This is a genomic window from Paraburkholderia sp. GAS199 (assembly GCF_050436585.1).
In the GTDB taxonomy this organism is placed as follows: Bacteria; Pseudomonadota; Gammaproteobacteria; order Burkholderiales; family Burkholderiaceae; genus Paraburkholderia.
This window is the reverse complement of record NZ_JBNDMM010000008.1, coordinates 57,090-84,009: the sequence shown is the minus strand read 5'-3', so window position 1 is coordinate 84,009 and position 26,920 is coordinate 57,090. Positions and strand designations below refer to the sequence as shown.

The 26,920-nt window shown below is 63.4% G+C and carries 24 protein-coding genes; 10 read left to right on the top strand and 14 right to left on the bottom strand.

Annotated elements, in window-relative coordinates; genetic code table 11:
- Positions 1–94: 94 nt before the first annotated feature.
- The 10 genes from P3T18_RS27230 to mpl all read right to left on the bottom strand — a co-directional run bounded on the left by P3T18_RS27230 (position 95) and on the right by mpl (position 11,730).
- Positions 95–1,093 (bottom strand): arabinose ABC transporter substrate-binding protein, encoded by a 999-nt coding sequence (locus tag P3T18_RS27230; RefSeq protein WP_429303068.1) that lies wholly within the window; start codon positions 1,091–1,093, stop codon positions 95–97.
- Positions 1,094–1,238: 145 nt separating this feature from the next.
- Complete coding sequence (locus P3T18_RS27225; protein ID WP_429303067.1) at positions 1,239–2,015, bottom strand: SDR family oxidoreductase; 777 nt, start codon at positions 2,013–2,015, stop codon at positions 1,239–1,241.
- Complete coding sequence (locus tag P3T18_RS27220; protein ID WP_429303066.1) at positions 2,012–2,692, bottom strand: 2-dehydro-3-deoxy-6-phosphogalactonate aldolase; 681 nt, start codon at positions 2,690–2,692, stop codon at positions 2,012–2,014. Before P3T18_RS27220 ends, P3T18_RS27225 begins: the two co-directional genes overlap by 4 nt.
- 51 nt (positions 2,693–2,743) lie before the next feature.
- Complete coding sequence (locus P3T18_RS27215; protein ID WP_429303065.1) at positions 2,744–3,808, bottom strand: 2-dehydro-3-deoxygalactonokinase; 1,065 nt, start codon at positions 3,806–3,808, stop codon at positions 2,744–2,746.
- Positions 3,805–4,797 (bottom strand): IclR family transcriptional regulator, encoded by a 993-nt coding sequence (locus tag P3T18_RS27210; RefSeq protein ID WP_429303064.1) that lies wholly within the window; start codon positions 4,795–4,797, stop codon positions 3,805–3,807. Before P3T18_RS27210 ends, P3T18_RS27215 begins: the two co-directional genes overlap by 4 nt.
- A gap of 985 nt (positions 4,798–5,782) precedes the next feature.
- Complete coding sequence (mtgA, locus tag P3T18_RS27205) at positions 5,783–6,505, bottom strand: monofunctional biosynthetic peptidoglycan transglycosylase (RefSeq protein WP_429303063.1); 723 nt, start codon at positions 6,503–6,505, stop codon at positions 5,783–5,785.
- Between the two features lie 57 nt (positions 6,506–6,562).
- The gene (aroE, locus tag P3T18_RS27200) at positions 6,563–7,426 is read right to left on the bottom strand and encodes a shikimate dehydrogenase (protein ID WP_429303062.1); all 864 of its coding nucleotides are present in this window, start codon (positions 7,424–7,426) and stop codon (positions 6,563–6,565) included.
- The gene (locus tag P3T18_RS27195) at positions 7,423–9,555 is read right to left on the bottom strand and encodes a ribonuclease catalytic domain-containing protein (protein WP_429303061.1); all 2,133 of its coding nucleotides are present in this window, start codon (positions 9,553–9,555) and stop codon (positions 7,423–7,425) included. The genes aroE and P3T18_RS27195 overlap by 4 nt, the downstream gene beginning before the upstream one ends.
- Before the next feature lie 181 nt (positions 9,556–9,736).
- Entirely contained in the window at positions 9,737–10,339 is a 603-nt protein-coding gene (locus P3T18_RS27190) for a YqiA/YcfP family alpha/beta fold hydrolase (RefSeq protein WP_429303060.1), read from the bottom strand.
- Positions 10,336–11,730 carry a UDP-N-acetylmuramate:L-alanyl-gamma-D-glutamyl-meso-diaminopimelate ligase gene (gene mpl / locus P3T18_RS27185; RefSeq protein WP_429303059.1) on the bottom strand — a complete coding sequence of 465 codons (1,395 nt, stop codon included), beginning with the start codon at positions 11,728–11,730 and terminating at the stop codon, positions 10,336–10,338. The genes P3T18_RS27190 and mpl overlap by 4 nt, the downstream gene beginning before the upstream one ends.
- Before the next feature lie 210 nt (positions 11,731–11,940).
- Here mpl and P3T18_RS27180 point away from each other — a divergent pair, with 210 nt between their 5' ends.
- From P3T18_RS27180 to P3T18_RS27135, 10 genes are all read left to right on the top strand, one after another.
- Entirely contained in the window at positions 11,941–12,594 is a 654-nt protein-coding gene (locus tag P3T18_RS27180; RefSeq protein WP_429303058.1) for a UDP-N-acetylmuramate--alanine ligase, read from the top strand.
- Between the two features lie 10 nt (positions 12,595–12,604).
- Positions 12,605–13,159 carry a TlpA family protein disulfide reductase gene (locus tag P3T18_RS27175; protein WP_429303057.1) on the top strand — a complete coding sequence of 185 codons (555 nt, stop codon included), beginning with the start codon at positions 12,605–12,607 and terminating at the stop codon, positions 13,157–13,159.
- A gap of 194 nt (positions 13,160–13,353) precedes the next feature.
- Positions 13,354–13,809, top strand: coding sequence for a type II 3-dehydroquinate dehydratase (gene aroQ, locus P3T18_RS27170; protein WP_429303056.1), 456 nt, complete (start codon positions 13,354–13,356; stop codon positions 13,807–13,809).
- 76 nt (positions 13,810–13,885) lie between these two features.
- Positions 13,886–14,356 (top strand): acetyl-CoA carboxylase biotin carboxyl carrier protein, encoded by a 471-nt coding sequence (gene accB, locus P3T18_RS27165; RefSeq protein ID WP_429303055.1) that lies wholly within the window; start codon positions 13,886–13,888, stop codon positions 14,354–14,356.
- A 117-nt stretch (positions 14,357–14,473) separates the two neighbouring features.
- A complete protein-coding gene (accC, locus tag P3T18_RS27160) occupies positions 14,474–15,841 on the top strand; it encodes an acetyl-CoA carboxylase biotin carboxylase subunit (protein WP_429303054.1) in 1,368 nt (455 codons plus the stop codon).
- Positions 15,842–15,844: 3 nt separating this feature from the next.
- Entirely contained in the window at positions 15,845–16,747 is a 903-nt protein-coding gene (prmA, locus tag P3T18_RS27155; RefSeq protein ID WP_429303053.1) for a 50S ribosomal protein L11 methyltransferase, read from the top strand.
- A 48-nt stretch (positions 16,748–16,795) separates the two neighbouring features.
- On the top strand, positions 16,796–18,148 hold the full coding sequence (locus P3T18_RS27150) for a zinc-ribbon and DUF3426 domain-containing protein (protein ID WP_429303052.1): 1,353 nt from the start codon (positions 16,796–16,798) through the stop codon (positions 18,146–18,148).
- A 72-nt stretch (positions 18,149–18,220) separates the two neighbouring features.
- A complete protein-coding gene (tpx, locus tag P3T18_RS27145; RefSeq protein WP_429303051.1) occupies positions 18,221–18,721 on the top strand; it encodes a thiol peroxidase in 501 nt (166 codons plus the stop codon).
- Positions 18,722–18,816: 95 nt separating this feature from the next.
- Positions 18,817–19,755 (top strand): carbohydrate kinase family protein, encoded by a 939-nt coding sequence (locus P3T18_RS27140; protein ID WP_429303050.1) that lies wholly within the window; start codon positions 18,817–18,819, stop codon positions 19,753–19,755.
- A gap of 25 nt (positions 19,756–19,780) precedes the next feature.
- Positions 19,781–20,257, top strand: coding sequence for a glycine zipper 2TM domain-containing protein (locus P3T18_RS27135; protein ID WP_429303049.1), 477 nt, complete (start codon positions 19,781–19,783; stop codon positions 20,255–20,257).
- A gap of 262 nt (positions 20,258–20,519) precedes the next feature.
- Here the strand turns inward: P3T18_RS27135 and P3T18_RS27130 are convergent, their stop codons facing one another.
- From P3T18_RS27130 to P3T18_RS27115, 4 genes are all read right to left on the bottom strand, one after another.
- Positions 20,520–21,170, bottom strand: coding sequence for a histone H1-like DNA-binding protein (locus P3T18_RS27130; protein WP_429303411.1), 651 nt, complete (start codon positions 21,168–21,170; stop codon positions 20,520–20,522).
- A gap of 30 nt (positions 21,171–21,200) precedes the next feature.
- Entirely contained in the window at positions 21,201–21,527 is a 327-nt protein-coding gene (locus P3T18_RS27125; protein ID WP_429303048.1) for a hypothetical protein, read from the bottom strand.
- A gap of 86 nt (positions 21,528–21,613) precedes the next feature.
- A complete protein-coding gene (locus P3T18_RS27120) occupies positions 21,614–22,849 on the bottom strand; it encodes a ribonucleotide-diphosphate reductase subunit beta (RefSeq protein ID WP_429303047.1) in 1,236 nt (411 codons plus the stop codon).
- A gap of 542 nt (positions 22,850–23,391) precedes the next feature.
- Complete coding sequence (locus tag P3T18_RS27115) at positions 23,392–26,388, bottom strand: ribonucleoside-diphosphate reductase subunit alpha (RefSeq protein WP_429303046.1); 2,997 nt, start codon at positions 26,386–26,388, stop codon at positions 23,392–23,394.
- Positions 26,389–26,920 lie beyond the last annotated feature (532 nt).

Sequence of the window (26,920 nt, the reverse complement as noted above, 5' to 3'; positions counted from 1 at the left end):
TCTCTAATGCTGATTTCTTGCTGCTGCCGGCGCGTCGATCGAAGAACGACGCGCCGGCAGTTCACTTCATGTCACCGTTGCCGGATGGAGCCGCTCAGTTTGCGGCGAGGCCCATCTTCTGGCGCACGTCGGCCACGTTGTCACGCGTTGCCAGCATGCCGGTCGTCAGGGTCAGCGGGGGCGGTGCCTTGCCTTGCGTGATCCAGTCGTACATCAGCGTCGAGGTTTCTTCGCCGTGACGCTTCGGGCTGATGATGACCGTGCCGTAGAAGCCCGTCGGCGTCGGCTTCTTGAACTCGTTCAGTGCCGAATCCGAACCGCCGATACCGATACCGATCATGTTGTCCGCCTTGAAGCCGCGGCCTTCCGCTGCGCGCACTGCGCCGAGCACGCCTTCATCGTTGAGCGCGTAAGCCACCCAGTGCTTGAAGTTCGGGTTCTTGGTCAGCGCGATGTTGGCGGCGTTGAACGCGTTTTCCGTGTCGGTCTTCGCTTGCGGCGCGGCAATGATGTTCGCCTTCGGGAAGCCCGCGGCGATCAGCGCGTCGGTTGCGCCGCTGGTGCGGTCATGCGCGGTCGGCAGTTGCTCGTAGGTCACGTCGATCGCGCCGACGTCCTTCATGTCCCAGCCGCGCTTCTTGATTTCCGCAGCCAGGCCGTCGCCGACCTGCTTGCCGATGTTGTACGCCGAGATGCCCATATGCGGCACCGACGCGATCGGCTTGCCTGCGCCGTCCACCAGACGATCGTCGACCGTCATCATCTTCAGGCCGTCGGCTTTCGCCTTCGCGACGATGCCCGGTCCGAGCTTGACGTCCGGCGTGCAGATCACGAAGCCTTGTGCCTTCTGAGCCGACAGATTGTCGATTGCGCTCATCACCTTCTCACCCGACGGCGCGCCGATCTTCACCAGCGTGAAGCCCTTCTCCTTGGCGGCGATTTCGGCGAACTTCCATTCGTCCTGGAACCACGGTTCTTCCGGCTGCTTCACGAGGAAGCCGATCTTGACCGGATCGGCGGCTTGAGCAACCGGTGCATTGAAGAGCACACCCGTCGCCGCTGCTGCCAGCGTGAGGAAAATTCTACGTTTCATGATGCGTGTCTCCTGACTAATTGATAACGAGAAGGTATCGGCCGCGTCTTCTTGTACCGGTTGTGACACACGCGGCCAGCGCGTCGTCCGGTGAAACCTGCGCACCACGGCGCATCCTGCTTACTGCAAAAACCGTTGCCCGATCTCAGTCGTGATACAGCGCCGAGCGGCCGCCATCCACCGTGATGCAGCTCGCGTTGATGAACGGCGCTTCATCCGACGCGAGGAAAACCGCGGTCATCGCGACCTCATCCGGACGGCCGATACGGCCCATCGGCTGAAGGTCGACGGTCGCCTGGCGGGCGGCCGCCGGATCGGCTTGTTCGTTCCACCAGTCGTGTGTCAGTTGCGTCTCGATGTAGCCCGGCGCGATCGCGTTGACCCGCACGTTGCGCGGTGCGTACTCGATACCGAGCGCGCGCGTCAGACCAATCACGCCATGCTTGGCGACCGGATACGGAAAGCAGCCCGGAATGATCTTGAACGAGTGCGTCGAAGCGATGTTCACGATGCTGCCCGCGCGGCGTTCGACCATGCCCGGCAGAACCGCGCGGCATCCGTTCCAGACGCCGTCGAGATCGACCGCGAAACAACGACGCCAGTCGTCGTCGCTCATCGTCAGCGGATCGCAGAACACGTTGATGCCGGCGTTATTCACCAACACGTCTACTGGACCGAACGCGCGCTCGGCCTCGCCGACCGCGTGTTGCACCGACGCCGCCTGCGTCACGTCGGTTTGCACGGCCAGCACGCGCGCCGCCGTGCTTGCCTCGATTTGCGCCGCGGTTTGCTGCGCGGTGTCGAGGTCGAGTTCGGCCAGCACGACCGCCGCGCCTTCACGCGCGAACGCCAGCGCGATCGCCGCGCCGATGCCGCGACCGGCGCCGGTGATCAACGCGACTTTGTCGGCGAGTCGCTTCATTTCTTTGCGCCTGCCCGGGCGATGCGCAAGCCGTTGATGTAAGCCTTCGCATGCGAAGCCGTGCTCGCGACGCTTTGACCCGGCTTGTACAGCGCCGAACCGAGACCGAAGCCATTGGCGCCGGCGCTCAGGAACGGGCCCATGTTGTCCGGCGTGATGCCGCCGACCGGCACCAGCGGCACCTGCGCCGCGATCACCGCGCGCCACGCCTTCACGACGTGACAGCCAAGCTGCTCGGCGGGAAACATCTTCAGCACGTCGGCGCCGTTCTTCAGCGCGATGAAGGCTTCGTTCGGCGTCGCCACACCGGGCGCGCACGCGAGGCCTTGCGCTTTCGCAGCGGTGACCACATCCGGGTCGCTGTGCGGCATGACGATCAGTTCGCCGCCCGCCGATTTCACGTCGTTGACGAAACTCGGATGCAGCACCGTGCCCGCACCGACGATGGCGTCGGCCGGCAAGGCCTTGCGGATTGCCGCGATGCTGTCGAACGGTTGCGGCGAATTGAGCGGCACTTCGATGATCCGGAAGCCCGCTTCGTACAGCGCCTGACCATGCTCGGCCGCATCGACGGGCGTCACGCCGCGCAGGATCGCGATCAGCGGACAGACCTCGAATGCCGCGATCAGACCCGCGTGCGGCATGTACGGGGCGGGCAGATTGATGTGAGGTTGCATGTCTGTTCCTTATTCGTGTGCGGTCATGGACGGCGGCCGGCCGTTATCCGTTTATCCGGCGTGCGCCGTGCGGGGCGTCGGATTGACGAGCCCTGCCTGCGTGGCGACGCGCCACAGTCCACGTTCGGTGGCGTGCTTGACGAGTTCGGCCCGCGTGCAGCCGAACTGCGCCAGCGCGATGCGGTAGCGTTCGCACAGCGCTTCGTTGCCGATCAGCCGCAGACTTCGTGCGGCGAGCGAGTCGTGTTGCTGCGTCAGTACGGCGTCGAGCCCGGCCAGTTCGTGGCCGATCAGCAGGCCCGACAGATAGTCGGGCTGCTGCTCGCGCGACAACTGGCCCGTCAGGCCGAGCGTGCGCGAACTGAAGATGGTCGCGAGCATGCCCGCCTGCCCTTTCTGTTTCGCGATGCTCACGCCATGCACAAACGCGTCCGTATCCGGCCGATCCGGCGTGACCATCGTGCGGCCGAGAATGGTGTGCTCGCGCAGCGCCGCGAAAACTTCGCCGGTCATGAAAGTGTGAAAGCGCTCGATGCGTCCTGCCTCCACCATCACCCATTTCGCGTGCGTGCCGGGCAAGCCGATCAGCGCGCGTTTGTTGCCGTCCGGCGCGTTCGTCGCGCTGCCGTCGTGGCTCAGCGCGCCGAAAATCTGCGTTTCTTCGCCACGCATCACGTTGGGCAATTCGCCGCGTTGCAGGACGCCCGGCACGATATGCACCGTCGCGCCGCTCGCCGCCGTCACGCGGACGATCCCGGCTGCCAGCGAATCCGCATTCGCCGGCGCATCCACGTACGGCGCTTCGAGCCAGCCCTGCGCGCTGCCCACCATGCCCGCCGCGATGACCGGCACGCCGGGCGCGTCGGCGAGCCAGGCGCCGCAAGCGGCGTCGAATGCCGCGTCGAAGCCGCCTTGATCGGCGCTCTTCGGCAGATTCATGATGCCGGCCGTCGATGCCTGCGTGGCCAGCACGTTGCCGGCAGCGTCGAACAGATAGGCGCGCAGCGACGTCGTGCCCCAATCGAGCGCGACTAGCGCAGCCTGCTGCAGCGTCGACCCTGCCGCGCCGTCGACGGACTGGGTGGCTGTCGGCGTGAGAGAACCCGCTTGCGTCATCGCTTGATCCTGCGGGTTGCCGGTTGCGGTGCGCGCCAACCGAGTTCTTCCGAAATCGCGCGTGCTTCGCGCTGCACCACCGGGATCAGTTCGTCCATGCGTTCGAGCGACATGTAGGGAATCGTGCTTGCCACCGATAGCGCCGCCACCACCGCGCCGGAGGCGTCGCGCACCGGCGCCGCGACGCAGCGGATCGACGCTTCGTTTTCTTCGAGGTCGAAGGTGTAGCCGCCGGCGGCGTAACTGGTCATGCGCTGCATGAACGTCTGCGCATCCGGGCGGTTGTCCGGCTTGAACGTCACGCCGGCGAGCGCGCGCCGCGAGGCTTCGAACATCGACTGCCAGACGTCCGGCGTGAGGTCGAGCATCATGGCCTTGCCGATGCCCGTCGACGCCAGCGGCATGCGGTGACCGACGCGCGAACGCATCTCGAGGCCGCGCGTGCCAGGAATCTTGTCGATGTAGAGGACGTCGTCGCCGTCGCGTACGCCGAGGTGAATCGTGTCGAGCGTCTGTTCCGCGAGCGATTCGAGGTGTTGACGCGCGACGGCCGTCAGCGGCATCTGTTCGAGCGCGATCGTGCCGAGTTCGATCAGCTTCGGGCCGAGCAGATAACCGCCCTGCACCTGACGAAGATAGCGCGCCTGCACGAGGCTGCTGACCAGCCGGTGCGTCGTGCTGCGCGTCGTGCCGAGCGCGGCGCCGAAAGTGCGCAGATCGCGCACGCCGGCGGCGGCCGCCTCGAGAATCGCCAGGCCGCGCAATAGCGTTTGCGTACCGGCTTGCTGCGGCGTGATGTCGAGCAACGTGCTGGGCAACGCAATTTCGCTGACGACGGGTGTTTGCTGGGCGGCCGGGCGCGACGCCTTCGCGACGCCGGCGACATTGCCCGCGGAACGCGACTGCGGCGCTGCGCCGGCAGTCTGGTCGGCATGCGCCAGATCGGCTTCGGACGCGCTGGCGGCGTGAGTGGGCATCGCTTTGTTCATGGCGATTCGCTGATGGATGGGTTTTGCGCTTACAGCGCGGGGCCGGAGGAGAGGCCTCGACGGCTCGCTGCGTGGCTGGCGTGCAGGTACTGCCTGTGAGCGATCGGCATGATCTGGCTTGTCTCCGGTTTTTTTAGCGTCGCTGCGTGGGCGCTGTTTTTTGCGCTTGGCGCGTGTTGGTGAGGATTGTAGGGCGGTTTTTTGGAAATCTCCAATATGTGAGTGTTGGATTCATATAATGGGATTTTGGCCTTGCCATGGGGCCTTGGCGGGGGCCTTGGAGGTTTGCCCGCAGCGGTGGGGTTTCTGTTTTTTAGCGGTTTGTTTGCCTGCGGCGGTGGTGTCTCTGTTCTTATTGGTTTATTAGCGTTGCCCCTGTGCGGGGCGGCACTTACTTTCTTTGCCGCGGCAAAGAAAGCTAAGCAAAGAAAGCCGCTCAAACCGCTAATGCTATTCGTTATCGGTGGCGCTTCTCGGCGGCGGTGGCCCCGGAGCGTCCGACGTGTCGCGCACTCCGCGTGAGTGACAAGGCCGTCATCAGTTCCGGCGGCGCTTCGCGCGCCGAGCGGCATGCGACGGAAACCGAAGGTTTCCATTGAGCTTTTCGCCGAGGCGAAGCCGACGGCTGGCACACCGAAAAACCGAAGTGAAGGTTTGAATGAAGTACCGCTCCGGCGCGCGCAGCGTCGCCGGAACGGATGACTGCTGTACCACTAGAAACGACGATCCACGGTCGGCCCTATCGGCTGCCACTCCGTGTCGTTATGAGAGGTGCCCGCTTAGGGTTAGCGGTGTGAGCGGCTTTCTTTTGCCTACTTTTCTTTGCCGCGGCAAAGAAAAGTAGGTGCCGCCCCGCACAGGGGCAACACTAATAAACCAATAAGAACAGAGACACCCTCGCCGCAGGCATAACAAAAGAAACGCCGCCGCGCGAAGGCCAACAAAAACTAAAACAGTAAAAACAAAAAAACGAAAAACCAAACAATCATTCCGGCAATTCCGCCGCCCCCATCCGCCGCGCAATGACCCTCGACCTCTGGGCGAGATACCCCGACCCTCGATGTTCATCGAAATACTTCGGCTGCGGCAACATCACCGCCAATCTCGCCGACTGCGCAGCAGTCAACTTGGCTGCGGACGTCTTGTAATAATAATGAGCCGCCGCATCGGCGCCATAAACACCATTCCCCCACTCCACGGAATTCAGATAAATCTCGAATATCCGCTGCTTGTCCATCAAGGTTTCGAGCATCCACGTAATGATGAGCTCCTGCCCCTTGCGGATATAACTCTTCTCGCGCGATAAAAACAGATTGCGCGCGAGTTGCTGGGTGATCGTCGAGCCGCCCCGCACGATCTTGCCTTTGGCCTTGTTGCGCTCCCACGCCTGCAAGATGGCGTCGGTTTCGTAGCCGTTGTTGTTCACGAAGTTCGCGTCTTCGGACGCGATAATCGCCCGCTTCAGATTGTGCGAAATCTGATCGTACGGCACCCACGTGTGCTGGATGGAAAGGTCGGGGCGATCCTGCGATAAACGCCAGGCGTCCGAACGCATGAACGCGGTGGATTGCGGATTGACGGAGTTCCACACCGCGATCTGCGCGAAGTAAAAAGCCTGCGTCGTAAGCCACGCGATCGCCACCACGGCGCCCAGATAGAACACCCATCGCATCGGACCAGGCCGGATCGCGCGCCGCGTTGCTGTCATCGTGGTCTCAGTCGTCGAATGGGTGAGTCGGAGAAAACGGGTTACTGGACCGCCGCCTCAGGCGTGCGACGGCGCCTTCAGCAAGGCACGCAATTCGGCCAGCACGGGCGCGCCGTCGGGCCGCACGCCGCGCCACACGTAGAACGATTCCGCGGCCTGCTCGACCAGCATGCCGAGGCCATCCGCGCCACGCGCACCCAGCTTGCTCGCGTGCTCCATGAACACCGTGGGATGCGCGCCATACATCATGTCGTACGCCAAAGTGCCGGTGCCGAACGCGCGGTCGTCGCATTCGGGCAGCGAGGCGTCGAGACTGCCCGCCGTTGCATTGACGATCACATCGTACGCGCCCGCTTCGATGACGCGCGCCGCGCCGCCCGTCAGCCGACACCCCGAATCGCGCGCGGCTTGAGCGAACTGTTCGACCAATGCCTGCGCTTTTTCAGCCGTGCGATTGACGATGGTCAACGTGTGCGGCAAACGGTCGAGCATGGGCAACACCACGCCGCGCGCCGCACCACCCGCGCCCAGCAACAGAATGCGCGCGCCCTTCAGCGGCACGCCGAGGTTCACTTCGATATCGCGCACGAGGCCGAAGCCATCGGTGTTGTCGCCGTAGACGCCGTTAGCGTCGAAACGCAGCGTGTTCACCGCACCCGCCGCAGCCGCACGCGGCGAAAGCGTGTCGGCGAAGGCGTGAGCGTCGAGCTTGAACGGCACCGTCACGTTGAGGCCGCGACCACCCGCTTCGATGAAAGCGCGGACGTGCGGCACGAATGCGTCGACCGGCGCGAGCAGATGAGCGTATTCGATCGGCTCGCCGGTCTGCGCGGCAAAGCGGCCGTGGATGAACGGCGATTTGCTATGGACGATCGGATTGCCGATCACCGCATAGCGATCGCGCACGTCGCTCGCGCTCATCGCCCCGGCTCCGCGACGCGCTGCTGCTCGGCGTCGGCGTCGTTGCCGCTCGCGACGTTTTCGTCGCTGGCCACGTCGCCCGGCGCCACCGCGCCGCCGTCGAGATCGGCTTCGGCCTGCGCTTCGGCTTCGCCTTCCGCGCTTTCGTCGGCTGCGTCGATGATTTCTTCTTCGCTCTCGTCACCCTCGTCCGCTTCTTCAGCTTCGCTGCCGCTCGTCACGGTCGGCGCGTCGAGCACGTGCAACAGACGCACGGAAGCTTCCACCGTCAACTCGTCGATCGACATGACTTCCATCTGCAGACGCGTGCCGCGCGCATGCACGCCGAGGCCCGGCACGTGCAGCAACAGCGGAATTTCCTCGAGGCGCACCAGGTCGCCCTTCACCACCGAGGCCACCACCTGCTTGCGGTTTTCCTGCTTCAGCCAGCGCAGGCACCAGAAGTACTCCATCCGGCGCTGGTGATCGGCGTACGCCGTATAGGTATCGTCGAAACCCTGCACGACGGCGAACAGATCGGCGTCCTTCGGCTTGAACGGCGCGGCGAGTTTCGCGGTCACGCCATGCTGCACGCACGCAATCAACTGCCACTGGTTCACGAGGTCGACATAACGGCGCAGCGGCGACGTGCTCCACGCGTATTGCGTGACGCCGAGCCCTTCGTGCGGCGCGGCGTTGGTCTGCATGCGCGTGCGCTTCGGTCCGGTGGGCGCGCCGAACGCGCGCTGCGTGCGATAGATGCCCGGCACGCCATGATCGTGCAGGAACGCGCCCCACGACGAGTTGGCGAGAATCGCCAGCTCGGCGACGATCGTGTCGAGCGGCGAACCGCGACGGCGCGGCGTAATCGTGATGTGCTCGTCTTCGACGTAGAAATTGAAGTCGGTATTGCGCTGCACCTCGCGACGCAGACCGTAACCGGCGCGCGCGGTTTGCCGCTTTTCGAATAGCGCCTGCGCGAACGGCCACAACACGGCGATGTCCGCCTTGTGCGGATAGTCGCCGGTGCCCGCGGCGAGCGCTTCTTCCGTGACCAGCTCGTCGAGCGTGTTATGACGCAGATTGTTCTTGATGAAGACGCGTTCGGCGCGCGTTTCGCTCGCCACGATCTCCTGAGTTTCGCGATTGATGATCGAGTACAGCGACAACGCCGGCCGCAGGCCGCCTTCGGCCAGCGTGAAGGCGTCGACCACGCTTTCGGGCAGCATCGTGATCTTGTCGCCCGGCATATAGACGGTGGACAGACGCGCGCGCGCAATTGCGTCGACCTCGTCGCCCCGCTGGATGCCGAGCGCCGGCGCTGCAATATGCACGCCGATGCGGATGCGGCCGTCGGCCAGATGCTCGACGGAGAACGCGTCGTCGATTTCAGTGGTGGTCACGTCGTCGATCGAGAACGCTTCGACCATGGCTTCCGGCAGATCTTCGGGCAACGTGCCGACCGTTACCGGCGGAAAGCCCGTGCCATGCGGGAAGAACTCCGACAGGAATTTCGCCTCGTGCAAGGCGCGCGCCGACGGAATACCGCCGCATTCGAGCATCAGACGCGCCTGCGAAATGCCGCGCGCCGCCGCCGCGCCTTCCAGCGCCTTGTACTCGATCGTGTTCTTGTCGGGCTTCGTGAGCAAAGCCAGCGCCTTGCTGCCGGTGAACCCTTCCGGCAGACGGCCGGCCTTCAGTTCTTCTTCGTAGCCGGCTTGCACCAAAGCCTGCTGGCGCTTGCGCTCCAGACCGGCGAGCGCCATTTTCAGCTGTTCCTGCGGCGCGCGCTGATACATGCCGCGGCCCTTACGGCGGAAATACACCGGCGCGCCGTGCATGCGCAGTACCAGCGCCGCGCGCTGGATCGAGCCGAAGCCTTCGCCGAAATACTCGGCGCCCAGGGTGGCAAACGGAAATTCGTCTTCGGGCGCGCATTCCCACAGGAAGTCCAGATCGATTTCCTGCGCGGCGGCGTCCGCCTGCTGCATGAGTTCGGCCGCGCTGGGCTTCTCGAATTCGATCAACACATCTTTGGCGCGCACCTTGGCGCGCCGGCCGCCCGGCAGTTCGACCTGAAATGCGTCGCCTTGACGCGACAGCACGCTGCCCGCCTTGAAACTGCCCGATTCCTCGAAGAAAACGTTCACTCAATACTCTCGTTCTGACTTGCATCTGCCGGCGCGCCCGACCGGGTCGATGGTCGACTGACGGTCGCTGCCCGCGCGGCTTGGCAACGTGTTCGTGGTAGTGGCGCCGCGGCGCGATACGTGCGCGCCGGCGGCATGAATCTCGTGATCGGCGGTTTGCGCGCCGATGGGTCCTACGTGTTCAGGCCGCTTCGCGCGGCGCGGGCGGCTCGACGTCTTCGGCGTCGCAAAACGCCAGCACTTCGTCGACGTACTGCGGAAACTCGCTGATCGCGTGGTCGCTGCCTTCAATCAGCGTAGTGCGTGCGCCGGGATAGTGCGCAAGCATTTCGCGGTAATCGAGCACCTCGTCGCCGGTGGCGGCCACCAGATAATAGCGTTCGGGCCGCGTGATCGAGGCGACACCGAGCGCGCGCAGTTCATCCAGATGATGCGGCTCGACGACGATGCTGCCGCCGCCATGCCACAACGGCTGCTCGCCGAGATAGGCGCTCAGGTCGCGCTGCGGCACGACCGCCGGGTTCAGCAACACGGCCGGCCAGCCATGCTTTTCGGCCAGATACGTGGCGAAATAGCCGCCCAGCGAACTGCCGATCAAGGTCACGGTTTTCGGCTTCGCCTCGGCCACCAGCGATTCGGCGAGCGCCACGGTTTCGAACGGCGAAACCGGCAGCATCGGACAACACCATTCGTCGCTACGGCCGAGTTCGACGAGCCGCGCCGCCAGCACGCGTGCCTTGAAGGAATTCGGCGACGACCGGAAACCGTGCAGATAAAGAATCACGAAGCGCCTCGCGCGGAAAGTGCGTCGAGCAGTTTCTGATGCACGCCGCCGAAGCCGCCGTTGCTCATCACCAGAATCTGGTCGCCGGGACGCGCGGCATGGACTACGGCTTTGACGAGCGCGTCGAGATTGTCAAAAGCTTGCGCCTTGCCGCCGAGCGGCGCGAGCGCTTCACCGAGGTTCCAGCCGAGCGCGTCGCGGCCCGACGGTGCGCCGTAGCCGAACACCAGATCGGCGTCGGCCAGGCTGCCGGGAAGCTGCGCCTTCATCACGCCGAGCTTCATGGTGTTCGAGCGCGGCTCCAGCACGGCGAGGATGCGCGTGTTCTCGCGGCCGACGCGCGCGCGCAATCCGGCCACGGTGGTGTCGATGGCGGTGGGATGGTGCGCGAAGTCGTCGTAGACGGTCACGCCGTCGACACTGCCGCGCACTTCCATGCGGCGCTTCACGTTGCGAAAGCTCGCCAGCGATTGCGCGGCCTGCGCCGGCGGCACGCCGACATGGCGCGCGGCGGCGATCGCGGCCAGCGCGTTCATGCGGTTGTGTTCGCCCTGCACCTGCCACTCGACCACGCCGACCCGCTGGCTGTTGTGATAAACCGCGAAACGCTCGTCGACCGGCACGCCCTCTTCGGCGGGCAGGGTTTCCCAGCCGCCCTGCACGCCGAAACGCTCGACCTCGCTCCAGCAACCGCGCGTCAGCACACGTTCCAGCGCGTCTTCGCGACCATTCGTCACGACGCGGCCGATGCCCGGCACCGTGCGGATAAGGTGGTGAAACTGCGTTTCGATCGCGGCCAGATCCGGGAAGATGTCCGCGTGATCGAATTCAAGATTGTTCAGGATGGCGGTTTTAGGCCGGTAATGAACGAACTTGGAACGCTTGTCGAAGAAAGCCGTGTCGTACTCGTCGGCTTCGATCACGAAGAAGCTGGAATCGGTCAGCCGGGCGGACACACCGAAATTCAGCGGCACGCCGCCGATCAGAAAACCCGGATTGAGACCGGCGTCTTCGAGCAGCCAGGTGAGCATGGAACTGGTGGTGGTCTTGCCGTGCGTGCCGGCCACGGCCAGCACCCACTTGCCGTTCAGTACGTGTTCGCCGAGCCACTGCGGGCCGGACACGTACGGCAGGCCGCGATCGAGGATCGCTTCCATGAGCGGATTACCGCGCGACACCACGTTGCCGATCACGAACAGGTCTGCGTTCAGACCATTGAGCTGTTCCGCGTCGTAGCCTTCTATCAGACGAATGCCTTGCGCCTCGAGTTGCGTGCTCATGGGCGGGTAGACGCCGGCGTCGCAGCCCGTCACGGTGTGGCCCGCGCCGCGCGCGAGGACCGCCAGTCCGCCCATGAACGTGCCGCAGATACCGAGGATGTGGATGTGCATAAGCCTGTCGTGCCGCGCGGGCAATTTTTGCGAGGGATGAGAGTGCGCAGAAACAGCCGAAAAGACCGCCTGCAAAGGAGGCTATTGTAACCGACGGCTTCCGATCGCCCTACGAAACGGCCGCAGCGCCGGCCTCGTTCGGGGACCGCCTGGACGACCGGCGAGCGCCGCCCGTCAAGGCGCGTCGTCAATCTCTAGTATGATTGAGAGATGGTTCGCAAATCACATTTCGATCCGCAGCGCGTGCGCGAGGAAATCGCCATCGCCGCTGCCAGGATGATCGCCGAAGACGGTCTGGACTACGCGACGGCCAAGCGCAAAGCGGCACGACAGGTAGTCGGGGAGAGCCGTGTTGCCGGCGAATGGCTGCCCGATAACGATCAGATCGAAGAAGAAATCCGGGAATACCAGGCGCTCTTTCAGGGCGACAGTCAGCCGGCGCTGCTGCTTCGTCTGCGGCGCGTCGCAATCGACTGGATGCAGCGGCTCGCCCCGTTCGATCCGTACCTGACCGGCGCGGTGCTCGGCGGTACGGCGGGCGAGCACTCGGACATTCATCTTCAGACGTTCTGCGACAACCCCAAGGAAGTCGCGATCTACTTTCTGAACGCCAATATCCAGTACGACGTGTCGGAAACCCGGCATTTCGCGGGACGCGGCTACGTCGAAACGCTCAGCTTCCTGTGGCGTCCCACGAACGAAGGGCCGGACGCGGAGCCGGTCGGCGTGCACGTCGCGCTGTACGAGACGGACGACCTGCGCGGCGCGGTGCGCGCCGACGCGCGTGGCCGCACCGCGCGCGCCAACCTGCAGGCCGTGCAAACATTGCTCGACAGCAGCGACGTCACTTCCTCACCTAATTAGACACACCACGATGAATACGACACGGATTCTGGCAGGCGTAGTGGTTGCGGCAGCCGCGGCAGGCGGCGGCGTGCTCGCCAATCACTGGATGAACGGCGGCGGAGCCATCGAAGTGGCGCAGGCGGCGCAAGGCGGTTCGTCCGCGAACGCGGTCAATCAGTTGTGGGCCGCGCCTGTCACCACGGTGGACGGCAAGCCGCAATCGCTGAGCGTGCTCAAGGGCAAGCCGATCGTGGTTAACTTCTGGGCCTCGTGGTGCGGACCGTGCGTCGAAGAAATGCCCGCGCTTTCGCAGTTGCAGCGCGAGTACGCGAAGAAAGGCATCCAGTTCGTCGGGCTTGGCGTCGATTCCGACAAGAACGTCCAGGCGTTCCTGCAGAAAGTTAAGGTGGCCTACCCCGTCTACGTAACGGGATTCGGCGGCGCCGATCTCGCGCGGGCGTTCGGCAATAATGCCGGCGGACTGCCCTTTACTGTCGTAATCGACGCTAAAGGCAACGTTCGCTCGACAAAATTAGGCCAAATTGTGCCGAACGAGCTGAAACAGACGCTCGACTCGCTCTGAATCTCACATTCTTTTATCGTCCAGATAGTGGCGACAGGCGCGAATTTACGCGCAGATTGCCTGAATTTGAGAGAAGATGGGCGCCAGAGCGCTCATCAGCAAGGCGCCGAAATCGATCCGTACGCGCGGGAAACTAGACAAGTTTCTCTAATCAGCGCTAAAGTGCGCCCAATTCCACGGAAAAAGAAGCGACCATGACGCGACTGCTGGTGCTGCACGGACCTAACCTCAACCTTCTCGGCACCCGGGAACCCGAGGTCTACGGTCGCGTGACCTTGCCGCAGATCGATCAGGCGCTCGCGGACCGCGCAGCGGACGCAGGCGTCGAATTCGCGTCGTTCCAGAGCAATCACGAAGGCGCTCTGGTCGATCGCATCCAATCCGCACGAACCGAACAAACCGATTTCATACTGATCAATCCCGCCGCGTACACGCATACCAGCGTGGCCATTCGGGACGCACTGGCGGGGGTCGGCATCCCGTTCGTCGAGATTCATCTCTCGAACGTACATCGCCGCGAACCGTTCCGGCATCACTCGTATTTCTCCGACCAGGCGGAGGGCGTAATTTGCGGCCTCGGCTGGAAGGGGTATCTGTACGCGCTCGAATTCGCGCTCGACCGGCTGTCCGCCGGGTCGTCGCGCGGCTGATTCCAAACACGTCCAATTTAAGCCGGGTACTGCGATTGCACGCGCCGGCACTTTACGCATTGAAAGGGGCTTCCTGATGGATCTACGTAAACTGAAAACTCTGATCGACCTCGTCTCGGAGTCGGGTATTTCCGAACTCGAAGTGACCGAGGGCGAAGGCAAGGTCCGCATCGTCAAGAATGCGCCGCCGGTTTACGTGCAACCGTCCGCTTCGTACGCGCCGCAATACGCGCAACCGGCACCGGCAGCAGGCGGCGAAGCCCCGGCCGCTGCAGCAGCCGCACCGGCTACGCCGGCCGCCGCCGCGCCGCAAGGCCACGTGGTGACGTCGCCGATGGTCGGCACGTTCTACCGCGCGCCGTCGCCGGGCGCGGACCCGTTCGTCCAGGTGGGCGACACGGTCAAGGAAGGCCAGACGATCTGCATCATCGAAGCGATGAAGCTGCTCAACGAAATCGAGTCGGACAAGTCCGGCGTGGTGAAGGAAATCCTCGTCGAAAACGGCCAGGCTGTCGAATACGGCCAACCGCTGTTCGTGGTCGGCTAACCGGCACGCTTTGCGCATGCCGTCCGCGCGCCCGCTTCGCTGGGGTGCGCGACCGATCCTCTGAGGTAGCCGGCGTCGTGAACGACCCGGCGCCCATTGATGAGTCGAAAATCCGCTATGTTTGAAAAAATCCTCATTGCCAACCGTGGCGAGATCGCGCTTCGTATCCAGCGCGCCTGCCGCGAACTCGGCGTCAAGACGGTCGTCGTCTATTCCGAAGCCGATAAAGAAGCCAAGTACGTGAAGCTCGCCGACGAGGCCGTCTGTATCGGCCCGGCGCCTTCGAATCTGAGCTATCTGAACATGCCGGCGCTGATCAGCGCGGCCGAAGTCACCGACGCCGAAGCGATTCACCCCGGCTACGGCTTCCTGTCGGAGAACGCCGACTTCGCCGAGCGCGTCGAGCAATCCGGCTTCACCTTCATCGGCCCGCGCCCGGAAACGATCCGGATGATGGGCGACAAGGTAACCGCCAAGCAGACCATGATCAAAACCGGCGTGCCCTGCGTGCCGGGTTCTGAAGGCGCGTTGCCGGAAGATCCGAAGGAGATCGTGAAGATTGCCCGTCAGGTGGGCTATCCGGTCATCATCAAGGCCGCCGGCGGCGGCGGTGGCCGCGGCATGCGCGTAGTCCACACGGAAGCGGCGCTGGTGAACGCGGTCAACATGACGCGCGAAGAAGCCGGCCGCGCCTTCGGCAACCCGCAGGTCTACATGGAGAAATTCCTGGAGAACCCGCGGCACATTGAAATCCAGGTGCTCGCCGACTCGTTCAAGAACGCGGTCTGGCTGGGCGAGCGCGATTGCTCGATGCAGCGCCGTCACCAGAAAGTGATCGAGGAAGCGCCGGCGCCGGGCATCGCGCGCCGCCTGATCGATCGCATCGGCGACCGTTGCGCCGACGCCTGCAAGAAGATGGGCTATCTCGGCGCAGGTACGTTCGAATTCCTGTACGAAAACGGCGAGTTCTATTTCATCGAAATGAACACGCGCGTGCAGGTCGAACACCCGGTCACCGAATTGATTACGGGCGTCGACATCGTTCAGGAACAGATCCGCATCGCGGCCGGCGAAAAGCTCGCCTTCCGTCAGCGCGACATCCAGTTCAAGGGCCATGCGATCGAATGCCGGATCAACGCTGAAGATCCGTTCAAGTTCATTCCGTCGCCGGGACGTTTGACGTCGTGGCACATGCCGGGCGGCCCCGGCATCCGCGTCGATTCGCACGCCTACAATGGCTATTTCGTCCCGCCGAACTATGATTCGATGATCGGCAAGCTGATCGCCTACGGCGCGACGCGTGAACAGGCCATCAAGCGTATGCGCATCGCGCTGTCGGAAATGGTCGTGGAAGGCATTCAGACCAACATCCCGCTGCACCGCGAGTTGATGCTGGATGCGAAGTTCGTCGAAGGTGGCACGAGCATTCACTACCTCGAAAACCGTCTGGCCGCGAAGCTGCAGGCCGCACCGGAAGAAGCGTAAGCCATGAGTTACCGGGAATTGATCGCCGAACTGGCACGCGAGCACGCGGAAGAGTTTTCCGACGCGCTGCTCGAGTTGGGCGCGTTGTCCGTGTCGGTCGAAGACGCGGACGCCGACACGCCCGACGAGCAGCCGTTGTTCGGCGAACCCGGTCTGACGCCGGACCGCTCGGCGTGGCAACGTTCGCGCGTGATCGCGCTGCTGGCGCCGGAGCAGGAGCCGGCCGTGCTGCTCACCGCGGCGGCCAACGAAATCGGGCTCGACGCGGCGCCCTCCTTCACCGTGCGCGACGTCGAAGAACAGGATTGGGTGCGGCTCACACAATCGCAGTTCGATCCCATTCCGATCGGCCAGCGCATCTGGGTCGTGCCGTCGTGGCACGATGCACCGGACCCCGACGCCCTCGTGCTGGAACTCGATCCGGGTCTCGCCTTCGGTACCGGCAGTCATCCCACCACGCGTCTGTGCATGGAATGGCTGGAGCAATCGGTCAAGCCGGAGCAATCCGTGCTGGACTACGGCTGCGGCTCGGGCATCCTCGCGATCCTCGCGAAGAAGTGCGGCGCGAACCCCGTGTTCGGCATCGACATCGATCCGCAAGCGGTGGAATCGGCTCGCCACAACAGCGAGCGCAATCGCGCGGAAGTCACCTACGGTTTGCCCGACGAATGCCCCACCGGCGAGTTCGATATCGTGGTGGCCAACATCTTGTCGAATCCGCTCAAGCTGATGGCGTCGATGCTCTCGTCGAAGGTCAAGCCGGGCGGCCGCATTGCACTGTCGGGCATCCTGGCGCGTCAGGCCGACGAAGTGGCGCAGGTCTACGCGCGCTGGATCGATATCGGCATATGGCGTGAACACGAAGGTTGGGTATGTCTCACCGGAACACGCCGCGAAAGCCATTAGAATAGGGCGTACTGTCCAACCAGCGGTCTTTCGGCTCATCGGCTCACTATGCTCCTGGCAACGCGTTGCCCCTTCTGCGAAACCGTTTTCCGCCTGCAACCGGCACAGCTCGCGCTGCGCCGCGGACTCGTGCGTTGCGGGCATTGCCATGAAGTCTTCGACGCGTCGAGCAGCCTGTTCGAACTGAACGAGGCCGGCGACTTCGCCAGCGCCAAACCGATCGCTGCAGCTGCCGCGATCGAGGCGGTGTCGGGCGTGCGTCCCAAGGGTCTCGACTTCAGCGCCGAGGCGTGGGATCCGTGGGCGCCCGCGCCCGACGCCACCATCGACAACCGTCTGTTGCATAACGCCGGCAATGTGCCGCTCTCGCCGGTTTCGACCGGCGCCGGTGTCGCGGTCACGCCGCGTCACGCCACCGAGCCGGAACTGCCGCCGCACGCCTTCACCTCCCCGATTTATTCCGACGACGAACCCGTTCTCGCGGACGCTCCGCTCGAACCGTTTGCCTATCCGGCCGACGTGCCGTCAGGCACGGCGCGCGAGCCCTTCGTGCAGGCCGACGAACCGTCTGCGGAAGACGCGCCGCGCGTCTGGCACAAGACCGAGCGCGCGTCCGAACCCTCGTCCGAGCCTCTGTCCGAGCCGGCTGGCGGATTCTCCGCCGGCCTTCCCGCCGACGATGAACCGGTCCTCGGCGAACCGACCGGCTTGCACGGCATCCCCGACAACGAACCGCGCTTCGGCGCGGCCGGCTTAGGCGCGGCCGGCGTAGGTGCGGCCGCTGCAGGGGCAGCCGCTGCAACTGCAGCGTCGCCCGCTCCCGCCGGTGCGTCGAGCGGCGAGCCATTCACGGTGCGGCCGGTCAACGACGGCGTCGATCCGTTCCCCGTGGTGCGCGAAACACGACCGGCGGAACCTCGCCGCATCGGCTGGATCGTGCTCGGGTCGGTGGTCGCAGCGCTGCTGATCGTCGCGCTGCTCGCGCAACTTGCATGGTGGCAACGCGAAACGGTGCTGGTCTATTTCCCGCGCTCGCAGTCGCTCTATCTGAAGGCGTGCGCGCAGTTCGGCTGCCAGGTCACGCCGCCGCACGACATCGACGGCTTGCAGGTCGAGCCGTCCGATCTCCGGCAGATCGACGGTCCGCACAAGCTCGAACTGAAGATGCCGCTGCGCAACCGCTTCAACGTCGCGCTCGCCTATCCGGCCATCGAACTCACCCTGCTCGACGACCAGAACAACGTCGCCGTGCGCCGCGTCCTATGGCCGCAGGACTACGTCGCACCCGGTACGCCGATCGCCGCCGGTCTGCCCGCGCATACTACCCAGACCATGATCGTGCATCTCGACACGGGCAACGCGGTCGCCTCGAATTTCCGCGTGCAGATTTTTTATCCGTAACGCACCCCGCGCGTCCGGCATCGACCGGGCGCGTTCATTGTCACTTCTGACCACTTTCTGGAGCACACAACCATGAGCCAAGTCACGCTGGGCGGCAACCCGATCGAAGTAGCCGGCACGTTTCCGTCGGTAGGCCAGAAAGCCCCCGCATTCTCGCTGGTGGGCAAAGATCTGAAGAGCCTGTCGCTGGCCGATTTCGCCGGCAAACGCAAAGTGCTCAACATCGTGCCGAGCCTGGACACGCCGACCTGCGCCACCTCGACCCGCAAGTTCAACGAAGCCGCTGCCAAGCTGAACAACACGGCAGTGATCGTGGTGTCGGGCGACCTGCCGTTCGCAGCGTCGCGCTTCTGCACGACCGAAGGCATCGAAAACGTCGTCACGGCCTCCACCTTCCGCGGTCACGAGTTCGCGCAAGCCTACGGCGTCGACGTGACGAGCGGCCCGCTCACGGGCCTGACGGCGCGCGCCGTGGTGGTGCTCGACGAGAACGACAAGGTCGTGCACGCTGAACTGGTCGGCGAAATCAAGAACGAGCCGAACTACGACGCAGCGCTCGCCGCGCTGAAGTAAAACCTTCGCGCACGAACCCCGGCGCCGCGCTTCATGCGCGGCGCTGTCACATCGTCGCGCCGTTTCTTCACTGAATTTATACAGGAATCCTCGCCTTGGCTACGCTCATTTGCGGCTCGCTCGCCTACGACAACATCATGACCTTCGAAGGCCGCTTCCGGGAGCACATCCTGCCGGAGCAGGTCCACATCCTGAACGTGAGTTTCCTGGTGCCGACGATGCGCCGCGAGTTCGGCGGCTGCGCGGGCAACATCGCGTACTCGCTGCATCTGCTCGGCGGCAACGCGCGCATCATGGGCGCGCTCGGCGCAGTCGATGCGCAGACCTACATGGACCGCTTCGCGCAGCTCGGGCTGTCGACGGAAAACGTGCTGGTCGTGCCGGACACCTACTCCGCGCAGGCGATGATCACCACCGATCTCGAGAACAACCAGATCACCGCATTCCACCCGGGCGCGATGATGCAGGCGCACCTGAATCGCGCCGACGAAGCCAAGGGCATCACGCTCGGCATCGTCGCACCGGACGGCTACCAAGGCATGATCCAGCACTCCGAACATCTGGCCGCGGCCGGCGTGCCGTTCATCTTCGATCCGGGTCAAGGCCTGCCGCTCTTCGACGGCGACACGCTGCGGCGCATGATTGAACTTGCTACTTACGTGGCGGTCAATGATTACGAAGCCAAGCTGGTGAGCAACAAGACGGGCTGGTCGATCGAAGAGATCGCCGGCAAGGTCGAAGCACTGATCATCACGCTCGGCGAAAACGGCGCGCAGATCCATCACGCCGGCGGCATCGAAGACATTCCGGCGGTGAAGGCACAACAAGTGCTCGACCCGACAGGGTGCGGCGACGCGTTCCGCGGCGGCCTGCTGTACGGCATCGAGAACAAACTCGGCTGGGCCACCACCGGGCGTCTCGCGAGCCTGATGGGCGCGTTGAAGATCGAGCATCAGGGTCCGCAGAACTACGCGCCCAGCCGCGCCGAGATCAACGAACGGTTCAAGCAGGCGTTCGGATACGACCTGCAGTAATGCCAAGAGCTATTGGAGTAAGGGAATGAAAACAACTAGCCGCCTGATCGTGGCCGCCTTGATTGCCGGTTCGCTGGCCCTGTCCGGCTGCGCATACAACAGCAGCTCGGCCGACGTCTACACGGCGTCGCAGGCGCAGCGCGAAGAAACGGTACGCATGGGCACGGTCGACAGCGTTCGCGCCGTGAAGATCAGCTCGAACAACGGTCAACCGAGCGGGCTCGGCGCGATCGGCGGCGGTGCACTCGGCGCGGTCGCGGGTAGCGCGATCGGCGGCGGGCGCGGTTCCATCGTCACCGGCATCATCGGCGGTCTGGCCGGCGCCGTGGCGGGCAACGCGGTCGAGAACGGCACTGCCGTGCGCGACGGTCTCGAGATCACCGTGCGGCTCGACAACGGCGACCTGCGCGCCATCACGCAAAGCGCCACCGGCGAGATTTTCCGTGCCGGCGAACGCGTGCGTCTGCTCTCCAGCGGCGGCGTGACGCGCGTCACCCACTAACGCTTTCCCCTCTCGCGCAGTCGCGCTGTACGCGCCGCTGCGTCGATCTCACACGCATGCCCTCCCCTGTGCATGCGTTTTTTTTCGTCCACGCGTTTTGAGGTGTGTCGCGATGCAGGAAATCGCGGACGAAAAAAATCCCGCCGCCGGAAACCCGGCAACGGGACCCTGACCGAGTAGCGCTCGGTGGTGCTGCTTCAAGCGCTACTCGATCATCGACACCAGATGCGTGCCGAAGTACTTCTACCGCTCGACGTCCAGCTTACGGACGGCTGCCCGTCGGGAACGGCCATGCTGCTGCCGGGTTCAGAGCAGTCTTCACCGTCGCTGCCGGCGCTGCGCTCGAAACGGAAGTCGCTGCGGGTGCGGGAGCCGCCTTCTTGGCAACAGCCTTCTTCGCAGGGGCAGCCTTCTTGGCAGGAGCAGCGGCCTTCTTCGCGGCAGCCTTCTTGGCAGGCGCAGCCTTTTTAGCAGCAGCCTTTTTCGCGGGCGCAGCTTTCTTGGCAGCAGCCTTTTTCGCAGGCGCAGCTTTCTTCGCAGCAGCCTTCTTGGCAGGCGCAGCCTTCTTGGCAGCGGCCTTCTTCGCCGGTGCTGCCTTCTTCGCCACGACCTTCTTCGCTGCAACCTTCTTGGCAGCAGCCTTCTTCGCCGGTGCTGCCTTCTTCGCAGCAACCTTCTTCACTGCGACTTTCTTGGCTGCAACTTTCTTCGCCGGAGCAGCTTTCTTCGCTGCGACCTTCTTCGCCGGCGCTGCCTTCTTAGCTGCGACCTTCTTCGCTGCAACCTTCTTCACTGCCACTTTCTTGGCAGCGACTTTCTTTGCCGGAGCAGCCTTCTTCGCCGGCGCAGCCTTCTTGGCTACAACTTTCTTCGCTGCGGGTTTCTTAGCTGCGGCTTTTTTTGCAGTTGCCATCATGTTCTCCTTCAGGTTTTCAGATGAGAGTCAGTTCAAACTACACCCTTCGTCAAAACCCGCTTCCCGCGGACGCTTCTCAGGGCGCGCGCTACGAAGCGGGCTATTCATCGGCGTACGCAGGTGCTGCGCGCTTACGCTAATGAATGCGGTAAGGCGCGCGGAGCCCTCAGGCACCGCGCGCCAAATCTGTTCAGCGCTGGATTCCAGCGCCGGCGATTGCTTGATCGAACCGCTGGCAACGACGCCAGCGGCTTTTTCCGGGGGGAAGTTTGCCCATCCCACTGAAGGGTTCGCAAAGTGCCAGTCATGTTTGTGGGCCGCGCAGCCACGCGGCGCACCGGGCATGCTTTGCATCAGGCGGTTCTGCTCCTAAGCATAATTGCCACGGCCGAAGCCGACGGCATCCCCATCGATGAATGCATCTACGACACGAACCCGGATCACTCCCAGGTCAACGCGCCGCCAGTCTGATATTCGATAACTCGCGTCTCGAAGAAGTTGCGTTCCTTCTTCAGGTCGATCATCTCGCTCATCCACGGGAACGGGTTTTCCTCGTTCGGGTACAGCGGATCGAGACCGATCTGCTGGCAACGGCGGTTGCAGATGAAGCGCAGATAGCTCTTGAACATCGACGCGTTGAGGCCGAGCACCCCGCGCGGCATCGTGTCTTCTGCGTAACGATATTCGAGCTCAACCGCTTGCTGGAAGATCTCGCGGATTTCCGCGCGGAACTCAGCCGTCCAGAGTTGCGGGTTTTCGAGTTTGATCTGGTTGATCAGGTCGATGCCGAAATTGCAGTGCATCGACTCGTCGCGCAGGATGTACTGATACTGTTCCGCCGCGCCGGTCATCTTGTTCTGACGACCCAGCGCCAGGATTTGCGTAAAGCCGACGTAGAAGAACAGGCCTTCCATCACGCAGGCGAACACGATCAGCGAGCGAAGCAGCGTCTGGTCGGTTTCGAGCGTGCCGGTCTGGAAGCCCGGATCGGTCAGCACATTGATGTACGGAATCAGGAATTCGTCTTTCGCGCGAATCGAGGGAACCTCGTGATACGCGTTGAAGATTTCGCCTTCGTCGAGACCCAGCGATTCGACGATGTACTGGTAGGCGTGCGTGTGGATCGCCTCTTCGAACGCCTGGCGCAGCAGGAACTGGCGGCATTCGGGCGCCGTGATGTGGCGGTAGGTGCCCAGCACGATATTGTTGGCGGCGAGGGAATCGGCCGTGACGAAGAAGCCCAGGTTGCGCTTGACGATGCGGCGCTCGTCTTCGGTCAGACCGTTCGGGTCTTTCCAGAGGGCGATGTCGCGCGACATGTTCACTTCTTGCGGCATCCAGTGGTTGGCACAACCAGCCAGATACTTTTCCCAAGCCCACTTGTATTTGAACGGCACCAACTGATTGACGTCGGTCTGGCCGTTGATGATGCGCTTGTCGGCGACGTTGACCCGCGCTTCGGAAACGGCAGCCGTTCCGGTAGCAGCGTGAGAAACGGAAGCTGCGGGAGCGACAGCGATGTCGTTCGCGAAGACTTCTTGAGCCGAGGGAGCGTGAGGAGCGGAACGCGTTCCGACTTGCGAACCGACAGCCGATCCCGCAGCGTTGCGCAACGTGTTCTGTTGCGTAGCGCTCGAGGGAGTTACGGCAGTGATCTCGTCATCCCAGTTGAGCATAAATGTCACCATCAATTTAGAACGGTTTGTACCATCTTTTCACGAGCGATAAAAGAGTTCGCTCACGAAAAATCCTGTTTTCGATTCGCGCTGCTACGTTCATACAACACTTTGTTCAACCGACTGTGTGTGTCGCCTCGTGTGAAGCATGTTGAACGTGTGTCGACGACGTGCTTCGCGAACTCGAAGAGCAACGTGTCCGGAGACGTTTCGCTGCTCTATCTATATGTATTGCGGAGTGCGTTTAGCGTTGCTGCTGCAATGCTCTTGCGTGTTCGTCAGCGATGACGAGGTGAAGTTCAATGCACTGTTGGGCGATGCCTCGGACCGCCTGCGTGGAGTGGTCCATCGCTCGTGACTTCTGCTGAGCGCTTCGTGTCGAGCGCTTCGCGTTGCAGGCAAGCGGCGCTCGACTTCGACTTCCCCCTGAGCGCCGCTTCACCGACTCACTACTTCACTTCAACCTGCTTTCGCTGCCTGCTGCATGCGGGTCTGCATGCGGGTCATTACCTACGATCCGTCAGCAAGCAGCGATCCTGCTGTTACTGGCAAGCCTCGCATTCGTCGAAGCCAAGATCGCCCGGACGCATCATGCACACCGGACCATCTGCTTCCGGAGCGGCTTCGACCGCGACGGCCGGAGCAGCTGCCGCTGCCTGGATGCCGCCCGACGACGCACCGCCGCTCACGCCGAAACCGCCGGCTGCGCCACCTGCCGCGCCGCCCGAACCTTCATTGCCGCCCGAGCTCACCGCGTTCAGCGCGCCGTGCGCCACCGTCGACTTCTCGACGTGCGTCGCCGCCATCGTGCGGAGGTAGTAGGTCGTCTTCAGACCGCGCACCCATGCGAGCTTGTAGATCTCGTCGAGCTTCTTGCCCGACGCGCCGCCCATGTAGATGTTCAGCGACTGCGCCTGGTCGATCCACTTCTGGCGACGCGAAGCCGCTTCGACCAGCCACTTCGGATCGACTTCGAACGCCGTGGCGTAGATCGCACGGAGGTCGGCCGGGATGCGGTCGATGCGCGAGAGCGTGCCGTCGAAATACTTCAGGTCGGCGACCATCACTTCGTCCCACAGACCGCGCGCCTTCAGGTCGCGCACCAGGTAGTCGTTGACCACCGTGAATTCGCCCGACAGATTCGACTTCACGTACAGGTTCTGGAACGTCGGCTCGATACAGGCCGACACGCCGATGATGTTCGAGATCGTTGCCGTCGGCGCGATCGCCACGCAGTTCGAGTTGCGCATGCCGTAGGTGGCGATGCGCGAACGCAGTTCCGTCCAGTCCATCGATTCGCTCGAATCGACTTCGACGTAGCCGCCGCGCGCTTCGGCCAGCAACTTGACCGAGTCTTGCGGGAGGATGCCGCGATCCCACAGCGAACCGCGGTAGCTCGAATAACGGCCGCGCTCCTGCGCCAGTTCCGTCGACGCGTAGTAAGCGTAGTAGCAGACCGCTTCCATCGAGGTGTCGGCGAACTTGACCGCTTCTTCCGACGCGTACGGCGTACGCAGCAGATGCAGGCAGTCCTGGAAGCCCATGATGCCCATGCCGACCGGACGGTGCTTCAGGTTCGAGTTACGCGCCTTCGCGACAGCGTAGTAGTTGATGTCGATCACGTTGTCGAGCATGCGCATGGCGACGCTGACGGTGCGCTTGAGCTTGTCGTGGTCGAGCACCAGGGTACCGTCGGCCTGTTCCTTCAGGTGAGCCACCAGGTTCACCGAACCCAGATTGCAGACGGCGATTTCCGCGTCGCTGGTGTTCAGCGTGATTTCCGTGCACAGGTTCGACGAGTGGACGACGCCGACGTGCTGTTGCGGCGAGCGCACATTGCACGGGTCCTTGAACGTGATCCACGGGTGACCGGTTTCGAACAGCATGCCCAGCATCTTGCGCCACAGTTGCGCCGCCGGAATCTTCTTGAACAGCTTGATCTCGCCGCGCGCGACCTTGTCTTCGTAAGCCGTGTAAGCCGTTTCGAACTCGGCGCCGAACTTGTCGTGCAGGTCCGGGCAGGTGGACGGCGAGAACAGCGTCCAGTCGCCGCCTTCGTGAACGCGCTTCATGAACAGGTCGGGAATCCAGTTCGCCGTGTTCATGTCGTGCGTGCGACGACGGTCGTCGCCGGTGTTCTTGCGCAGCTCGAGGAATTCTTCGATGTCCAGGTGCCACGTTTCCAGGTACGCGCAGACCGCGCCCTTGCGCTTGCCGCCCTGGTTCACGGCCACTGCCGTGTCGTTGACGACCTTCAGGAACGGCACGACGCCTTGCGACTTGCCGTTGGTGCCCTTGATGTGCGAACCGAGCGCACGCACGCGCGTCCAGTCGTTGCCCAGACCGCCGGCGAATTTCGACAGCAGCGCGTTTTCCTTCAGCGCTTCGTAGATGCCGTCGAGGTCGTCGTCGACCGTGGTCAGGTAGCACGACGACAGTTGCGAGCGGCGGGTGCCCGAGTTGAACAGCGTCGGCGTGGACGACATGAAGTCGAAGCTCGACAGCACGTTGTAAAACTCGATGGCGCGCGCTTCACGGTCGATCTCGTTGAGCGACAGACCCATCGCGACACGCATAAAGAATGCCTGCGGCATTTCGATACGCACGCCGTCGTGGTGCAGGAAGTAGCGGTCGTACAGCGTCTGCAGGCCGAGGTAGCCGAACTGCAGGTCGCGGTTGTTGTCGAGTGCCGCGCCGAGACGCTTCAGGTCGAACTGCAGCAGCTTGTCGTCGAGCAGTTCGGCTTGCACGCCGCGCTTGATGAACTGCGGGAAGTATTCGGCGTAACGCTCGCCCATTTCGATCTGCGTGACTTCCTCTTCGAGGATCTCGCGGCGGATCGTGTGCAGCAGAATGCGTGCGGTGACCTGGCTGTACGCCGGATCTTTTTCGATCATGGTGCGGGCAGCCAGAATAGCCGAGTCGTAGACCTGGCTCATCGGCACGCCGTCGTACAGATTCTTGACCGTTTCCGCGATGATCGGGTCGGCGCTGACCGCGTCGCCCAGGTTCGAGCAGGCCAGCTCGATGATGCCGCGCAGCGCAGCCATGTCCAGCGGACGCGTGACGCCGTTGTCGGTCACGTTCAGACCCGGCGTGTTCGCGACGATCTGGTCGTCGTGACCGCGGGCTTGCGTGCGCTTTTCACGATACAGCACGTACGCACGAGCGACGTTGTGCTCGCCGCCGCGCATCAGCGCGAGTTCGACCTGATCCTGAATGTCTTCGATATGAAACGTGCCGCCGTTCGGGCGGCTGCGCAGAAGCGCGCGCACCACGTTCTGCGTGAGTTGCTCGACCAGTTCACGCACACGCGCCGACGCCGCGCCTTGACCACCGTTGACGGCCAGAAATGCCTTCGTCACGGCGATGGCGATTTTCGACGGTTCGAACGACACGACGCTGCCGTTACGACGGATCACTTTGTAGTCGGCGTAAGTGGCTTGCGGCGAGAGCGTCTGAGCGCCTTGTGCCTGGCCGAATGCCTGGCCAGTCGGTGAGCCCTCGTACCGGGTCGTCACGTTGTCGGTGGTTTGCATGTGCAAAGCTCCTGGTCTTGGAAATGTTGCGGGGGAAGCCGCGGATTAAAACGAACGCTGCGCCGCCGCGAGCGCAAGCGATGGGGTGCAGGAAAAGGGCCGGCTAAGCCGGGGGGCGGGATGCGACTGCGATGAAGCCTGGTTCGAATTGAAAACGGTCTTCGACGTGCGTGTCGCGATCACTGGCTAAGCCCCTTTCCCGAATCTTCAAGGACGCTGCCGGTGGTCCTTCCGGCTGCGCCACTGCAATATTTTTTCGATGCCTGAAATGCTTGCGGCGCCGTGCTCCGGGAGCGGACGCCGCAAACTTGTTCACCCAGTTGTGCACTTGGTTATTCACATGGTTATGCACAGAGCAACACAACATATAGTGCACAACGGGTTCAGTGGCACCAAGTATAGTGGACTTTCAAGACAGGTCAAATCGATTTATTTGCTTTCGAAGTCTTGACTTTTGGATAGCGAGGCGCGAAGCCGACTCCCCGGAGAACAAGGCGGCGCCTTGTTCTCCGCACGTCACGCAAACTCGCGC

What these genes read in the sequence shown, in the direction of transcription:
- P3T18_RS27230 (WP_429303068.1), bottom strand. Translation starts at nt 1,093, where the DNA reads ATGAAACGTAGAATTTTCCTCACGCTGGCAGCAGCGGCGACGGGTGTG.
- P3T18_RS27225 (WP_429303067.1), bottom strand. Translation starts at nt 2,015, where the DNA reads ATGAAGCGACTCGCCGACAAAGTCGCGTTGATCACCGGCGCCGGTCGC.
- P3T18_RS27220 (WP_429303066.1), bottom strand. Translation starts at nt 2,692, where the DNA reads ATGCAACCTCACATCAATCTGCCCGCCCCGTACATGCCGCACGCGGGT.
- P3T18_RS27215 (WP_429303065.1), bottom strand. Translation starts at nt 3,808, where the DNA reads ATGACGCAAGCGGGTTCTCTCACGCCGACAGCCACCCAGTCCGTCGAC.
- P3T18_RS27210 (WP_429303064.1), bottom strand. Translation starts at nt 4,797, where the DNA reads ATGAACAAAGCGATGCCCACTCACGCCGCCAGCGCGTCCGAAGCCGAT.
- mtgA (WP_429303063.1), bottom strand. Translation starts at nt 6,505, where the DNA reads ATGACAGCAACGCGGCGCGCGATCCGGCCTGGTCCGATGCGATGGGTG.
- aroE (WP_429303062.1), bottom strand. Translation starts at nt 7,426, where the DNA reads ATGAGCGCGAGCGACGTGCGCGATCGCTATGCGGTGATCGGCAATCCG.
- mpl (WP_429303059.1), bottom strand. Translation starts at nt 11,730, where the DNA reads ATGCACATCCACATCCTCGGTATCTGCGGCACGTTCATGGGCGGACTG.
- P3T18_RS27180 (WP_429303058.1), top strand. Translation starts at nt 11,941, where the DNA reads ATGGTTCGCAAATCACATTTCGATCCGCAGCGCGTGCGCGAGGAAATC.
- P3T18_RS27175 (WP_429303057.1), top strand. Translation starts at nt 12,605, where the DNA reads ATGAATACGACACGGATTCTGGCAGGCGTAGTGGTTGCGGCAGCCGCG.
- aroQ (WP_429303056.1), top strand. Translation starts at nt 13,354, where the DNA reads ATGACGCGACTGCTGGTGCTGCACGGACCTAACCTCAACCTTCTCGGC.
- accB (WP_429303055.1), top strand. Translation starts at nt 13,886, where the DNA reads ATGGATCTACGTAAACTGAAAACTCTGATCGACCTCGTCTCGGAGTCG.
- accC (WP_429303054.1), top strand. Translation starts at nt 14,474, where the DNA reads ATGTTTGAAAAAATCCTCATTGCCAACCGTGGCGAGATCGCGCTTCGT.
- prmA (WP_429303053.1), top strand. Translation starts at nt 15,845, where the DNA reads ATGAGTTACCGGGAATTGATCGCCGAACTGGCACGCGAGCACGCGGAA.
- P3T18_RS27150 (WP_429303052.1), top strand. Translation starts at nt 16,796, where the DNA reads ATGCTCCTGGCAACGCGTTGCCCCTTCTGCGAAACCGTTTTCCGCCTG.
- tpx (WP_429303051.1), top strand. Translation starts at nt 18,221, where the DNA reads ATGAGCCAAGTCACGCTGGGCGGCAACCCGATCGAAGTAGCCGGCACG.
- P3T18_RS27135 (WP_429303049.1), top strand. Translation starts at nt 19,781, where the DNA reads ATGAAAACAACTAGCCGCCTGATCGTGGCCGCCTTGATTGCCGGTTCG.
- P3T18_RS27130 (WP_429303411.1), bottom strand. Translation starts at nt 21,170, where the DNA reads ATGGCAACTGCAAAAAAAGCCGCAGCTAAGAAACCCGCAGCGAAGAAA.
- P3T18_RS27125 (WP_429303048.1), bottom strand. Translation starts at nt 21,527, where the DNA reads ATGCAAAGCATGCCCGGTGCGCCGCGTGGCTGCGCGGCCCACAAACAT.
- P3T18_RS27120 (WP_429303047.1), bottom strand. Translation starts at nt 22,849, where the DNA reads ATGCTCAACTGGGATGACGAGATCACTGCCGTAACTCCCTCGAGCGCT.
- P3T18_RS27115 (WP_429303046.1), bottom strand. Translation starts at nt 26,388, where the DNA reads ATGCAAACCACCGACAACGTGACGACCCGGTACGAGGGCTCACCGACT.